Genomic DNA, 13993 nt, shown 5'->3' with positions numbered 1-13993 from the left:
GTAAACCTATAATTGGCTATATTCGGATGTCCCTAATTCAGTGTCTGTACCAACATTTTGAAACTCAGAACAACACATAAAATACCAACGATCTTTTTGAGTATATTACTTGGAAAATAGTCAGCACATCGCACGCCAAGGCTAGTAGTTAAGTAACTACTGATGGAGAAGCAAACCATTGCAGGAAGGTATATATATCCTAAAATTAAGTTGCTCAAATCTGTATTTTCCCAGCCATTTAGCATGTACCCGAAACTGCCAGACAGTGCGATTGGGAAGCCTATTGCCGCAGATGTACCAATAGCACGTCTTACCTCAAAGTTTTGCTGGATAAGATAAGGGATTATTAGACCGGCACCGCTTATAGAGACCAGTGCAGAAATGAAACCAATCACTGAGCCGACAGTGATATTACCGATGCTTCCATGTGGACTTTTATTGTTTTTATGATCTTTGCTTCGAAACATTTTATAAGCAACATACAACATAAATACGCTGAAAAAACCTGCTAAGTGTACGCTTTGTAGATTCGATGCCATTAAGGTCGCGCAAAATGTGCCGATCAGAACTCCGCCCAACATTTTGATTACCATGCTCAAGTCAACGTTCTTTTTTTTGTGGTGAGCACGCATACTACCCAATGTTGTAATGATCATCGAAGCCATCGATGTCCCAAGTGCTAGGTGGATTAGTTCAGAATCTGCTATACCTTGTATGGAAAACAGTAACGCAAAAATAGGTACTGCCATACCACCTCCACCAACTCCAACGAGTCCGGCAAGAAAGCCAACCCCTAATCCAGCTGTGATGTAATAAAAGATAAAGATAGATTCGTTCATCATAGATCCGCCTTCGATAAAACTGGTCGATGCGAAAAGATTACTCGAACTCTATCATGTCATGATAACGTTATAAGGACATAAAATAATGAATAATGGACAAAGTTGAACATCTCTAAAGAAATGCCAAACTGTGATTACAGTGAATGGCAAAATGGAGCTGCGTTAATTGCTAAGGAATGGCAGCATGAACGGAGTGATTTCAATCAGTTGGAGCAACGGCCGCATAATTGGCACAAGCATTATCGTGGTCAGTTGTTGTGTATAGATGAAGGGCTAATACAGGTTAAAACCGATGAAGGAACTTGGATCTTACCGCCTCATCGCGCGGGTTGGATACCTCCAAACGCTATGCATAGCGTGTATTTTTGTGGTTCTCTGAAAGGTCGCTCATTACTGTTTACGCCAGAAGTCTGTGGCCAGTTTCCAATTAGGCCTTGCGTGATCGAAATGAGTGATGTCTTAAAAGTCTTGTCGATTAGAGTATCGACATGGAGCAAAACAGAGGATCTATCATCCAAGTGTACGCGCATTCTTTCGGTGATTTCTGACGAAGTTGGCAATAGCCCCCACGAATCACTTTATTTTCCATTGCCCAAAGATCCAAGGCTACAAAAGATCACTCAAGCGATTCTAATTGATCCAAACAGCAAACACTCTATTGAGTATTGGGCAAGCATAGGAGCGGTTTCATCTCGAACACTAAGACGCTTGATTCGAAGTGAGTTAAACATTAGCTTTAGTGAATGGCGGCAGCAGATATTACTAATTCATTCGCTAGAAATGATGGCACGAGGAGTATCGGTAGGAGAAGTTGCCTATGCTTTAGGTTATTCAACGCCCAGTAACTTTATCGCTATGTTTCGCAGGGTTTATGGTGAGTCACCTACGCGTTACTTTTCGAATCGCAGTATTTAGTTACGAATATTTTATTTGGGTTAGTTTTGTCCAGACTGAGTTTAGAACAATCTAATCAAACTGACTTTGTTACATCGGCTCACGAATACCTGGGAGTTTTAGCAGTTCTTTCTGTTTGGTGAAGATAAACTCGATAAACATCGACAGCTTTTTTGATTTCGTTCTCGACTCATGGAATACAAGGTAGAAGCTGATCCAATTAGGCCACAGTGCTTTACACACGGGCACAATTTCACCTTTTCTTACTGCTGAATGGGCATCAAAATACGGAACATATATCATACCTAAACCTGCTTTTGCGGCTCGCACTACCTGCTGCGGAGATTCTAGTAACAAGCCAGAGTTCGGAAAAATTGTGAGCGGTTTGTTATCTTGCTGAACGAGCCATGGCAAACCTTTTCCTTTAACTCCAATATTTACTACTTCATGTCCCTGCAGCCACTCCAAATCTTGGATACCATCTTGTTTTTTTAACCAGTTAGGTGATGCATATATACCGTATTGCAATTCAAACAAACGTCTTTGTTTCAGATCGGAATCTAATAAGGGCCCCTGACGAAATGCAATATCAATTCTATCTTCGAAGAAATCAAGGTTTTCATTACTGCCAACCAGTTCGATGTTGAGTGTTGGATAGATCGATTTAAACTCGATGGCCCAGTCGCTGAGAGGCCAATCAACAAATTGTAATGGGGCGGTGATACGTAACGTACCAGATACCTGTGATTGAGTGTCTTGCCAATCTTTTAATGATTGATAACTTATTTCGAGCTGTTTGGTTAGAGCTAAATATTCTATTCCTGATTGGGTTAATTGCATATTTCGAGTATTTCTAACCAATAACGTAGTCCCTAACTGGCTTTCTAGATTAGCAATACGTCGACTTACGGTGCTGGTGGGTACCTTTAGTTCGATAGCAGCTTTCGAAAAAGAGCCAGTTTTAGCCACAGTTAAAAACCATAAGCTAGCTTCAAGATCCATTGTTATCCCATTTTTGGTAAGCAGGTAATCATTTTATCCTACTAATAATCTTAATCAATGGCGCTTATGATGAATGCTTCATTTATAAGGAGTATGTTATGTTCAAGACCATTGCTGTGATCGGCGCTACCGGAATGCTTGGTTCACCTGTAGTGAAAGCATTTGCTAATGATGGTTATACTGTTCGCGTCATTTCAAGAAACCAGTCTAAAGCTCGTGGGTTATTTCAAGGCTCGCAGTTTGAGTTTGTCGAAGCAGACTTATTCGATGACGAGAGTCTAGCTGCTGCGTTGAAGTATGTAGAAGCTGTTCATATCAATCTTAGTGGTTGCAGCCCAGAGTCTTATCTCCAGAATCATGTTGAGGGAACAAAGCAGATCCTCCGAGCCGTTGATCAATCGTCAATACAATTGATAACTATGATTTCAACTGCGACAGCGTATGAACAGAACAGCTTCAGAGTTGATACACAAGCAAAGCTAGAAGCAGAAAGCTTATTAAAAAACAGCGGCATCCCATATATGGCATATCTGCCAAGTTGGTTTTTTGAGACCCTAAACTTATTAGTTGATCAAGAGACAGTGACTACCATGTGCGAGTCAACGAAGCCCATCCGATGGATTAGCGCTGAGGACTACGCCCAAGCTGTTGTGCAGAGTTATAAACTACCTAGGCTATACAATAAGCGATTAACCTTACTTGGGCCGGAATATTTCACAATATCAGAAGCAGCTGATCTCTATGCAAAAACAAAAAACCTATCTCGGCATCACATGACAGAGAGCCAAGCTTGGGCGTATGCCAAAGAATTGGGTGATGACACTTTATTGGATGCTGTCGATTTGCTGTCGTACACTGAGAATGTTGGAGAAGAACCAGACCCCATCACTTTAGAGCACCCATTTAAGGCCTCAACCAAACTATCCGATTGGTTAAAAGTAAACTAATGATAATTGAGTATGACAGTTCCTGTGTATTGGGAGCTGTTATCGCTTGTTATCGAAGCGGTGAACAATAGCAGAGAAGTGTTTTTTATATTTAAAATATTGAAATATATGAAATTTAAGTAAGTGATGCTATAACTGGAAAGTTACACGATATAGTTGAACTGTCAGATTGTACTCAGCTCTGTTGACCCCAATTCACTGCGAGTTACAGAAAGGCCTGTAGTCAAAATCATGCAGCAACTAGTGGAAGCACTCTCGCCAAGATAAGGTGATTTAATCACTGCCATATCTGTTTTTTGAGTTGAATTTACGGGTGAAATTGCTTTTGTGAATGTGTGTTTTTTTGGTTATTTTCTATAAAAATGATTTACTGTGACTCTTTGAGCAAGCCGGTTCGATCTTTCATCAAATTGACATGGAGTTGATAAATTTTCCACCTTGAGTCGACTAATATTCTGCATCTGACAGATTCGGTGCAGGATATCACGGTGAAGAATTTTCTTATCGAAAAACAGTATGGTACGGGCCTTTTAGTCGCCTTTCTTTTGCTCATTGCACCTATGAGTTTATTGACCAGCCATATTGATTTACTGAGTACCGTATCGGACCCACTGGGGCTAACTTTTACCCTCTTGACTGACTCTGCAGGTTCGAAAGGCGCCATTATCACTCTGTTTGTTTTGGTCGCTATTTCTTGGCGGTTGCTCCCGAACCGTATCGAGTGGTTGAGTAAAATGGCTCAGCTTGGATTAATTCTCTTAATCGGGTTTGTGTGCAAAACCGGCCTTAAACAAATGACAGAAAGTCCACGACCTTATACTGAACTTCTGACTCATCAACTGCTGATTCCACAACCATCCCACTTCTATAATTTAAGCACAGTGCAACAGCAAGATGTGATAAACGACATTTCTCACAGTGTGAGTTCGTGGCGTACACGTCATTGGCAGGGGGAGAAAGACTATTCATTCCCATCGGGTCACACCATCTTTGCTGCCATTTGCCTTGCTTTCTTTGGGCAGTTATTTATCCACAATCGACGCTACGTGCTGGCTACGGCATTAGGCGTATGGGCAGTTGGTATGGCGTACAGCCGATTGTGGTTAGGTATGCATCGACCTGTTGATCTGATGGGGTCGGTGTTATTTGTCCTGATGTTGTATATGTTGGCTCCAAAATTCGATCGGATCACTGAAAAGCTGTTCTCTCGCTGGTCCCATTTAACGACCTGATTCAATCACTCATTGATATTGCCTTAGTCCTGCACGTCATGCTCTGACCTGCGGGGCTTCTTTTACTTGTGCGATGATATATTGTACGCATCCCTAATTTTCGTATGCTTTTTTGTAATTAAAGTAGCAAAACAGACCACATAACTGATAAAACTCGCTATTATTTGTCTTGTTTATGTAATTATCACTTTCGATATTGAATTTAACGTGTCGTTACTGTTTGGGCAGAGGTTTGCATGCAGATAAAACTATTAAAACGTCTGATTAAAGACAAAATGTTCGGTAAAACCACTAATACGGCATTAGGTGTTCAGGTTGCACAGATGGCAGATGCTCGTATGGGGGCGATGTACATGTTAGCTAACACTGAAATTACTAAAGTGGCGAAGATTTCGAACGCGCACTTTTTTGAGGCCTTTGTGGTTGGAACTGAGCCCTTTGCTGATTTTAAAGGTGCAGCAATGGGTCTGCTTAATAAAACCGATGCGATGACCAAGCTGAAAAACAGCAAAATAGCTAAGAAAGCTTCTAAGGCGGCGGAGAAAGTTGGTGAAGTTACATCTGCGATAAAAACGAAACTGATGCAGCTGTTTTCTGATTTTTTTCGTTCTTTGCTTGATAAAGTGAAGAACATTTATGGCGACTTGTTGCACGGTGTCGAGTGGCTAGCTGAAGTTGGCACTTGGCTGACTAGTGAATTTGCTGGGACCTTCTCAAATATTATTCCTGGGTGGGGCTATGTGCAAAGTGCTTCTGGGCTCTATTCTGCAGCGAAAAAGTCGGTATTAAAATCCAAAGATCTGATTTCACAAATCTATCGTGGTCGAGGTGTCGACTTACTGGGTGGACATCCAAGCATTATCTCGAACGCTCTGGCTCGCCATTCTGCGAAAGGCGCACTGGGTGGCATTAAAGATTTTACTATGGGTGTGGCAGGCATTGGCTTGCAAGCCGCTGGTGATGCGGCAGCAGGGGTTGGTTCATTGATCAGCTTAATCACCAGTATTCTTGAGCGTATTATCAAACTGGTGGACTTCTTTGTTCAACGTAGCCTTCTCGCGAAAGTTGTTAAACGTGCTAAGAAAGAGTGGAACAATCGTACCGCTAAAGGCAGCTTAGTGAATGACCATAAGATGTTCTCTGAATGGTTCCAAAGTGCGGTGATCACGACGCCAATTATCGCGGCTCTGGTGATGGGTAGTGGCTTTGTCGGCCACCCCTATAAGTTTGTCCAACTTCTGACGCCTAAACTGGAAGTGATATCGCAAGGGGATTTTGATAAGGCTGTGGTCTATATAGACAAGCTGAAGTCCCTATCGAGTAAATATGTTCAGGAATACGTTGATAGTTATAAGATTGATTTCACCAGTAAAGATGGTGTGGTCAATGCGCGGTTGAATGAATTGAAGAAAGGTAAAGGCTTGCTTGATGGACACGAGTTTGTAGTGCAGTCTGCGACGCCAGTACCTACTACACCTTAGTTATAACCGATAAAAAACGGGTCATTGATCCGTTTTGCGCGATTTGGATGGGAAAAGTAGCGAGCATCGCCATTGAATGATTTAGACACTTGGTGAGCGACTCTTAGCAGTAAGAAAATCGGCGTTGTGGTCGGCCAAATCCGCTAAAAATATCTCGATTGAGGCATTACTCGAGATGATTGGATGAGCAAATACATCAGGAAAAGTGCGCCAGAACATAGCACTTTTCCTGACTAATGAGTTTTATAAATCGCGCATTAAAATCTCATATTCCTCATTGGCTTCTGAGATCAGGTGATGTAATTCAGTGGCATCTTTATCATCCAGATCCAATTGCCATTGGTTCTGTGCTTCCTTTCCTTTAATACGTGTCTTACCGTTAAGTTTCTCAAAACTAATATCACAGAGTTCCGTTTGGTGATGCTCATTTTTTTCTATAATATCAACATCTAACAACCCTACTGGATTGACTTCAATATGAGCATGGAAGTGGTTTTGATCTGGCAATTCGTAATCCCTGAATGTTGAAATCATGCTGTGCTCCTTGTGGTTAGCCAACGCGTTTTACAATTGTAGGACACAGAGTTTGAACAATAGGTGAAATAATCATGAAGCTTGATCTTGGTTAAACGCTTGTTCAAAAATCCGTCACGGATTTCAGTCTTTTTTCGATCGCTTCTATGGTTCGAATGACCGATGTGGGTGGGGATTTAGAATAAGGGTGAAGAGCGTAGACATTATTGTGCATCAGCTGTTTTTGTTTAAAACAGGGTCGCAAGTCTGGATATTGGCTGAGCATAAAGTCTGGAAGCAAACCAATCCCCATATCTTGCCGAATAAGGCTAGCGACTTGGCTGACCGTGTTGACTTTATGATGGGTGAGGTAGCTAAGCTCAGTTGCATTGTCGCTGTTGGTATCGTGAAAAAGGTGTGTGATGGTTTTTGGCTGCCAGTTGTTGGCGATGTACTTAGCGGTTTCAGGCGATTGGCGACTTTCAACTGACTGGCATAACACATCGCGAAATTGACCAATACGCTTTTGTTTTACATTACTGTCCGGCGACTCGCCAACTCGAATGGCTAAATCAATGTCGTGTTGCATTAAGTCTAACTGCTTATCTTCAGCGACTAAGTTCAGTGATACATTGGGAAAAGGAGCAAAAGCATCACTCAGGGCAGGAACAACAATACTCTCCATTAACGCAATGGGCGCGGTGATAGATAGCTTGCCGCTGGGCTCTTTTTTTAATTGGCGAATGTCATCCCAGGCTGTCGACATAACGTCGCTCATTGTGATGCAATGTTGATAGAACCTTTCGCCCGCAGGAGTGAGTGACTGTTTACGAGTGGTGCGCTTTAACAAATCGGTCGCGAGCTCACTCTCTAGTTGTTTAAGGTGAGTACTCAGGACTGATTTTGACAACTCCAATTTGTCAGCAGCCTTCGAAATCGAGCCTGCCTCGACTATCGCTTTGAAGATCATCATTTGTTTGTGTTTATTCATTATTGTTCTCTTTATCCAAACAGTGATTTCTAATTTATCTGTTTTTCTTGGTTAATCCTAGACCTAAACTTCTCCCCATCAGACAAGAAGGAGAAACACAATGAGTCAATCAGTATTAGAAGCGTGCCAGGCAGGTATCGAAGCGTGGAAAGCAGCATTTAATCGTCAGGATGCAAAAGGGTGTGCAGAGCAATACGCCGAAGGCACAACCATGATCGCGAAGCCATTTGGTACGTTTGAAGGTCGCGAGCAAATTCAGGCGTTTTGGCAAAACATCATTGACCAAGGCTTTAGCGATGTATCTTACACAGATACGACATGGGAAAAAGTCGATGACAATAACTATATCTTGTCGTCAAAGTGGACGATGAACAAAGCATTCGGTGTGGTACATAAAGAAGTGTGGACATTGCAGGAAGATGGTAAAGCTCGCTTAACTTACGATGAATTCGAAGTGCTGGGCGAACGATAATAAAAAAGGGGATACGCATGGCGTTTCCCCTTTTCTTCTTAATTAATGTCTGAAGTGAAAGTAGGCGCTCAGGCTTTATGTAGCTCTCCTTGATTTGAAAACACGTTAGGTTCTGCTGCAACAATCGTTTCGATCTCTTTGACTAGCCATTTCAACGCTTGGTTATGCTGATGTCTTCGGTGCCAAGCAATGGAAATGGTGGGGGAAGGAACGGAGATAGGAATCGGCTTTTGAATCAGTCGTCCTGTCTGTATTGCTTTGCTGGCCACAGTGAAAGGCATAACGCTTATGAGGTTGGACTCTTCCAGTAAGTCCATAGCTGATGAAAAGCTATTGACGGTCATGGCGACGCGTCGCTGTAGTCCTTTGAGTGCCAAGCAGCTGTCTACCGCGCCGCTTGGGTCACCGGAGAGTGAGACCAATAAATGATCAGCGCCGCAAAACGTATCCAGAGAGAGTGTTTCATCAGCCAGTAGGTGATCGGGGCGCATTACGCAGGTGAAGTGATTGTCATATAAGTGGCGAACTGAAATTTGCTCATGCGCTGTTGGGTAGTAATCCAGCACCAGATCCACCTCAGCTTCCAGTAATAGCTTTTGTCCATCCCCCTTAAATGGAACTGCATACAGATCAATCGCTTGCGCTCTGTCTTCAATAATCGTACGTAACCGTGGCCAGAAAAGACAGCTGATACCATCGGTTAACGCGACCCTAAGCTGAGTTGAAGAAGTCATCGGATCGAACTTAGGGGGAGAGATGGTATGACTTATCTTACTGAGCGGGTCGGCGACATCTCGCCATAGCTGCCTTGCATAAGGGGTAGGGGTGACTCCTCGTCCATGTTTGACAAACAGAGGATCTTTCCATGCATAACGCATTCGTGATACCGCTTTAGACACTGAAGGCTGGGTCATCGCTAATTGCTCTGCTGCAATAGTGATAGACTGCTCGCGCATGATTGCATCAAAAATGACAATCAGATTTAAATCAATTTTGGCCATACAATTCATTCCTAATTGGAATAACTTTTATATCAACTATCAATTAGAAGAAATAGCTTATTCGTTGAATACTGAAGCTGTACTCATCACAGATAAGGAAAAAAGTTATGAAAGCAGCATTCATCAAACAATATGGAGACGCGGTAAAACTCAACATTGGTCAGTTGGATCAACCAGAAATTTCAGCGAATCAGGTATTGATAAAAGTCGCGGCTTCTGGAGTCAACCCTGTGGATTTTCATATACGTAACGGCATGATGGCAGACTCTGGTGCTCACACCCTTCCACTGATTCTAGGTTGGGATTGTTCTGGGGTTGTTGCGCAGGTTGGGGCAGAGGTTGATGGCTTGGAGCTGGGCGATAAAGTGCTGTCATTTACGCCTATTGCTGAGCAGGGTACTAATGCGGAATACGTCGCTGTGAACGCGGATTTGGTCGTACTAAAGCCTGAGCGGATGAGCTTCATCCAAGCCGCGGCTTTACCATTGGCTTCTGTGACGGCATGGCAAGGTTTGCATACCCATGCTGGCATTAAGCAAGGACAAATGGTTCTCATTCATAATGCTTCAGGTGGTGTCGGATCATTCGCTGTACAAATCGCAAAAGCAGCAGGCGCCCATGTTGTGGCGACAGCCTCCGACATTAAATTGGAATATGTAAAGTCCCTAGGGGCAGATGAAGTGTATAGCGAAGCACAAAAGGATTGGCACTCTTCGATGAGGTACGATATCGCCTTTGTTGCTAAGGGGGGTATGGATTTGCTTCATCGAACGGTGCCCTGTGTGAAGGCGGGTGGCCGAATTGTTTCAACGTTTGATGAACTCTCTGAAAGTGATGTTGGCACCAATGGTGCAACGTTCACAAGAATGTGGGTTGAAAACAACGCTGATGATCTTAATAAGGTACTTGCTCTGTTCAATGAGCATCAATTAACTATCCCGATAGATACGGTTTATCCACTTGAGGACATTCAGCTCGCTCATAAACGCTCTGAGCAATACAAAGCTGTAGGAAAGATTGTTCTGACGGTGGACTCTAAGCTGAAATATTGACTCGAACGTAAGAAAGCCGACGGTCTCAGTCGGCTTTCCAATCATCGTTTATCTTATTGTTTAACTTCGAGGGGGCGTCCCTTCTCCGTTAGAAACGACGACGTCGATCTGCACATCGGCATTCATCGCGATGTCTGAAACGCCAATGACGGTTCTTGCTGGTAGCTCTCTTTCAAAAAACGACGAGTAAATGTCGTCTATAAGGTGCAGATCTTTGATGTGACGTAACTGAATATTTACTTTTACAATGTCATCCATCACATGATCAATACTTTCAATAATGGCTTTAATGTTGGTCAAGCATTGCTGTGTTTGTTCCTCAATACCACCCGCAACCAACTGGTTTGTTGTAGGATTGACAGGCAACTGAGCCGCAATGTGGTTGTAGTGAGAAAACGCCACTGTGTGAGTATGTAGTGCATTGAAAGGAGCGCCGTCAGTATTGTGTGCTCGAATGACAATACCATGTCTGTCTTCAACTTCTTGCGGTGGGGTGCCGTCTCCATGGGAAACCACCACATCCATCTGAACCAGAGCCCCCATTGGTAAAGAAGTTGCAGAAACAATGGTTCTGGCTGGCATATAAGCCACACTACGGGCAATCGCTGAGTCAGGGAAGAAGGTTGTGTAAACGTCATCGATGGCGTCGAGATCGGCCAAGTTGGTCAGATAGACTCGAACATTGACGATATCATCAAACGGCACATCGATGTTTTCCATTACGGCTTTTAGGTTCTTCAAACATTGCTGTGCCTGCGGCTTTATTCCTCCAGACACTAAGCTGCCTGTTGTTGGATCGACAGGTAATTGGGCTGACAGGTTATTGTAATGAGAAAAGGCCACGGTATGAGTCGAATAAGGACTCAGTGGAGCGACTTCGGTGTTTCTTGATAACTTAACAAGGTCGCATGGGGCTTGCGGAGCGGTACCTTCTCCGTTTGAAATGAGGGCGTCCATCTGAATAAGGGCATCACTCAAGGGCAAGTCTGAAACAGCCAGTGCCGTACGAGCTGGCAGTGATTGCTTAAAGTAACTGGCGTAAACTTCATTGACAACGTCTAGGTCGTCCATGCTTTTGAGGAATATGTTGATTTTGACCACATCTTCCATACTGTGATCGATACTTTCAACGATGGCTTTAATGTTTTCAAGACACTGCTTCGCCTGCTCTTTGATGCTACCTGTAACAACGTCCCCAGTTTCTGGAATGATGGGTAATTGGGCCGATAAGTTGTTGTAGTGAGAAAAGGCCACGGTTTGTGAAGAATGTGCATTGATGGGTGCACGCTCGGTGTTTTTGGAAACTTTAATAATACCGCCAGTCATGTCAATTTCTATCCTTTTAGGTTGTCCATAGATATCTTTGTATCTTTGGCAGGGTTAATGTTGTTGGATGAAAGTGACGAGATAGTAGGTGAATAGTCAGTGGGTAATTGTGATAAAAATCAAAATCCACTTTGCCGACCAGGAAATTAAAAAATAGGATATTTATTCGCTAATCGATTAATTATCCAGAAATAATTATTCCTGCTGGGAGTGACTCTGGTTTTAACTGAAATGTTTCAACCCCAGTGAATAGCTAATCCGTTTTAAAATTATTTAGGAGTCGACATTTCTCTCTGTTCTGGTAGTGAGCTCACAAGAATCTTGCTTTCGAGCCCCTTTAGCTATTTTGAGGGTATTGTTTATTCCCAAATAGATGCATAAATACTATTCAAGAGTGCTGAATAAAGCTGTCATGGAATCGCTTGGAGGTTACGACAATGGAGGTGGAGGCTCTGTATTTGATGGGGTTCGATAGAAAATCTGAGATAAAAAGATAAACTGGGCGTATATTAACGGTTGGCAGAATAATAAGAAACGACAGAGGTGGGAATGGATTTCAAAAGTCTGATTGGTGTGGTTTTAGTTGTGTTGATTTGGGGGGTAAACTTTTCTGTTATTAAGTTCGGCCTCGAAGAAATCCCACCGATTTTATTTTCTGGACTGCGGTTTCTTGTGGTTGCTATACCTGCGGTATTGTTTATCCCATTCCCTAAAACCTCAATTTGGAATGTGCTTGGTGTCGGCGTATTTTTAGGTGTCCTTAAGTTTAGCTTTCTATTTGTGGCAATGGAGTCTGATGTTTCTGCGGGGCTTTCCTCGCTATTACTGCAAGCTCAGGTTGTGTTCACCATTTTGCTCAGTGTATTGCTGTGGAAAGAGTCACTAAATCGGTTTCAATTATTCGGTATGGTACTCGCTTGTATTGGATTTAGTTTCTTTTTCTACACCGCGGGAGGCAATGCAACGGCATTAGGGATAACGCTTATTCTATGTGCCGCTGGATTTTGGTCAGTCTCCAATCTGATCATGAAACGAATGGGCGATGTGAACTTACTGCATTTCATGGTTTGGGTGAGTTTGATTCCTCCAATTCCGCTGTTCTTCGTTTCTTGGCATTTCGAAACAAACCAACCTGTATCGCTGTTATTAGCAACGACAGAAAAATCTTGGTTGTCTTTGCTATACGTTAGCTATATCTCAACTTTGGCTGCTTTTGCTTTGTGGGGCTGGCTACTGAAAAACTACCCAACCGCAGTTGTTACACCTTTTGCGTTATTGATACCTGTAGTGGGTATTGTCGGCTCAAGCCTACTTTTGAATGAACAATTGAGTAACTTAGAAATGCTAGGAGGGGCACTGATTTTATTTGGTTTATCAGCTTCAGTGTTAGGCTCTCGGCTTTATACCTTCATATCCCAGCGCATAAAATTAAAGGGAGTGACACAGCGGCTTTAACTCCCCTAGGGCATAACATTTCTATTCTTGTATCAGACAGTGCCTCTGAGCGCTGGCTTTGAGAAAGGATGTCGATTTACTCTTCAGCGGTGGCTTCGTGAATGGCTTGCTTAGTGTCATCCCATACTTGCGATGAATCCTCTTTTACACCTTGCCATGTGTTAGAACAACCACCAATCAGTAGTACCATCACTGTCGCAATCAATGAAACTTTCATTTTTTATCCCTTAATGAACACATTATTGTATGACTATATCAAAAATGAGCAGAGTAAGGGGGAACTCAATATCAGATTTCCTTCCCGAAAACGAAGTGAATGAACGAACTTTGTGCAGGTCGATGAAAGTGTAACCACACAAAAGTAGATTGGCCTTTCTAAGGAGATGGCGAGCGTTGAAAAATGCGCATATTTCGATTATTTTAGAAATATAACTTTTGTGCTTTTGTGTAGGGGGAGTAATGGAGCTGGGAGTTGTTGCAAAGGCGTTGAAAGAATTGGGCCACCCAACGCGCCTGTCTATCTATAAAAGAGTGGTCAAAGCAGGGTATCAGGGAATTGCTGTTGGCGCTATCCAAGAGGAGTTGGCTATTCCAGGTTCAACGTTATCTCATCATATCTCTAGCTTGGCGTCGGCGAATTTAATTCGCCAGCGTCGTGAAGGTAGAACGCTTTATTGTGTAGCAGAGTATCAGTGCCTTGAAGGTGTGATTAGCTTCTTACAAGATGAGTGCTGTGCTGATGAACGTTGCGAGCCAGGTTTTAAAACTTGAGCTCATCTAGCCTA

The 13993-nt window shown here is 42.9% G+C and carries 16 protein-coding genes; 8 read left to right on the top strand and 8 right to left on the bottom strand.

Features of this window, described 5'->3' with window-relative positions:
* Positions 1 to 32: 32 nt before the first annotated feature.
* Positions 33 to 839 (bottom strand): sulfite exporter TauE/SafE family protein, encoded by an 807-nt coding sequence (locus L1D15_RS06315; protein WP_239869640.1) that lies wholly within the window; start codon positions 837 to 839, stop codon positions 33 to 35.
* Positions 840 to 944: 105 nt separating this feature from the next.
* Between L1D15_RS06315 and L1D15_RS06310 the strand changes: the two genes are divergently transcribed.
* Entirely contained in the window at positions 945 to 1757 is an 813-nt protein-coding gene (locus L1D15_RS06310) for a helix-turn-helix transcriptional regulator (RefSeq protein WP_239869314.1), read from the top strand.
* Between the two features lie 69 nt (positions 1758 to 1826).
* Here the strand turns inward: L1D15_RS06310 and L1D15_RS06305 are convergent, their stop codons facing one another.
* A complete protein-coding gene (locus L1D15_RS06305; RefSeq protein WP_239875035.1) occupies positions 1827 to 2738 on the bottom strand; it encodes a LysR family transcriptional regulator in 912 nt (303 codons plus the stop codon).
* Between the two features lie 98 nt (positions 2739 to 2836).
* Here L1D15_RS06305 and L1D15_RS06300 point away from each other — a divergent pair, with 98 nt between their 5' ends.
* From L1D15_RS06300 to L1D15_RS06290, 3 genes are all read left to right on the top strand, one after another.
* A complete protein-coding gene (locus L1D15_RS06300; RefSeq protein ID WP_239835749.1) occupies positions 2837 to 3685 on the top strand; it encodes an NAD(P)H-binding protein in 849 nt (282 codons plus the stop codon).
* A 488-nt stretch (positions 3686 to 4173) separates the two neighbouring features.
* Positions 4174 to 4917 (top strand): phosphatase PAP2 family protein, encoded by a 744-nt coding sequence (locus L1D15_RS06295; RefSeq protein ID WP_239875034.1) that lies wholly within the window; start codon positions 4174 to 4176, stop codon positions 4915 to 4917.
* Positions 4918 to 5153: 236 nt separating this feature from the next.
* Positions 5154 to 6398: a hypothetical protein gene (locus tag L1D15_RS06290; protein ID WP_239875033.1), complete on the top strand. Its 1245-nt coding sequence runs from the start codon at positions 5154 to 5156 to the stop codon at positions 6396 to 6398.
* 81 nt (positions 6399 to 6479) lie between these two features.
* On the opposite strand, the gene L1D15_RS06285 is transcribed toward L1D15_RS06290, so the two are convergent.
* From L1D15_RS06285 to L1D15_RS06275, 3 genes are all read right to left on the bottom strand, one after another.
* Positions 6480 to 6617 (bottom strand): hypothetical protein, encoded by a 138-nt coding sequence (locus tag L1D15_RS06285; protein WP_239875032.1) that lies wholly within the window; start codon positions 6615 to 6617, stop codon positions 6480 to 6482.
* Positions 6618 to 6641: 24 nt separating this feature from the next.
* Positions 6642 to 6932, bottom strand: a complete 291-nt coding sequence (locus L1D15_RS06280) for a hypothetical protein (protein ID WP_239835753.1) — start codon at positions 6930 to 6932, stop codon at positions 6642 to 6644.
* A 103-nt stretch (positions 6933 to 7035) separates the two neighbouring features.
* Positions 7036 to 7902 carry a LysR family transcriptional regulator gene (locus tag L1D15_RS06275; RefSeq protein WP_239875031.1) on the bottom strand — a complete coding sequence of 289 codons (867 nt, stop codon included), beginning with the start codon at positions 7900 to 7902 and terminating at the stop codon, positions 7036 to 7038.
* A gap of 100 nt (positions 7903 to 8002) precedes the next feature.
* On the opposite strand from L1D15_RS06275, the gene L1D15_RS06270 reads away from it, so the two are divergent.
* Positions 8003 to 8374, top strand: coding sequence for a nuclear transport factor 2 family protein (locus tag L1D15_RS06270; RefSeq protein WP_006960034.1), 372 nt, complete (start codon positions 8003 to 8005; stop codon positions 8372 to 8374).
* A gap of 68 nt (positions 8375 to 8442) precedes the next feature.
* On the opposite strand, the gene L1D15_RS06265 is transcribed toward L1D15_RS06270, so the two are convergent.
* Entirely contained in the window at positions 8443 to 9375 is a 933-nt protein-coding gene (locus L1D15_RS06265) for a LysR family transcriptional regulator (RefSeq protein WP_239875030.1), read from the bottom strand.
* Positions 9376 to 9482: 107 nt separating this feature from the next.
* Here L1D15_RS06265 and L1D15_RS06260 point away from each other — a divergent pair, with 107 nt between their 5' ends.
* Entirely contained in the window at positions 9483 to 10427 is a 945-nt protein-coding gene (locus tag L1D15_RS06260) for an NADP-dependent oxidoreductase (RefSeq protein WP_239875029.1), read from the top strand.
* Between the two features lie 60 nt (positions 10428 to 10487).
* On the opposite strand, the gene L1D15_RS06255 is transcribed toward L1D15_RS06260, so the two are convergent.
* Positions 10488 to 11753: a RidA family protein gene (locus tag L1D15_RS06255; RefSeq protein ID WP_239875028.1), complete on the bottom strand. Its 1266-nt coding sequence runs from the start codon at positions 11751 to 11753 to the stop codon at positions 10488 to 10490.
* Between the two features lie 549 nt (positions 11754 to 12302).
* Between L1D15_RS06255 and L1D15_RS06250 the strand changes: the two genes are divergently transcribed.
* Positions 12303 to 13208, top strand: a complete 906-nt coding sequence (locus tag L1D15_RS06250; protein ID WP_239875027.1) for an EamA family transporter — start codon at positions 12303 to 12305, stop codon at positions 13206 to 13208.
* Between the two features lie 76 nt (positions 13209 to 13284).
* Here the strand turns inward: L1D15_RS06250 and L1D15_RS06245 are convergent, their stop codons facing one another.
* Positions 13285 to 13425, bottom strand: a complete 141-nt coding sequence (locus tag L1D15_RS06245; protein ID WP_239875026.1) for an entericidin EcnAB — start codon at positions 13423 to 13425, stop codon at positions 13285 to 13287.
* Positions 13426 to 13667: 242 nt separating this feature from the next.
* Between L1D15_RS06245 and L1D15_RS06240 the strand changes: the two genes are divergently transcribed.
* Positions 13668 to 13979, top strand: coding sequence for a metalloregulator ArsR/SmtB family transcription factor (locus tag L1D15_RS06240; protein ID WP_239875025.1), 312 nt, complete (start codon positions 13668 to 13670; stop codon positions 13977 to 13979).
* Positions 13980 to 13993 lie beyond the last annotated feature (14 nt).

This window comes from Vibrio sp. Isolate25 (genome assembly GCF_022398025.1).
Lineage (GTDB): Bacteria > Pseudomonadota > Gammaproteobacteria > Enterobacterales > Vibrionaceae > Vibrio > Vibrio coralliilyticus_A.
The sequence above is the reverse complement of the archived record's forward strand: the minus strand, read 5'-3'. Positions and strand labels throughout refer to the sequence as shown.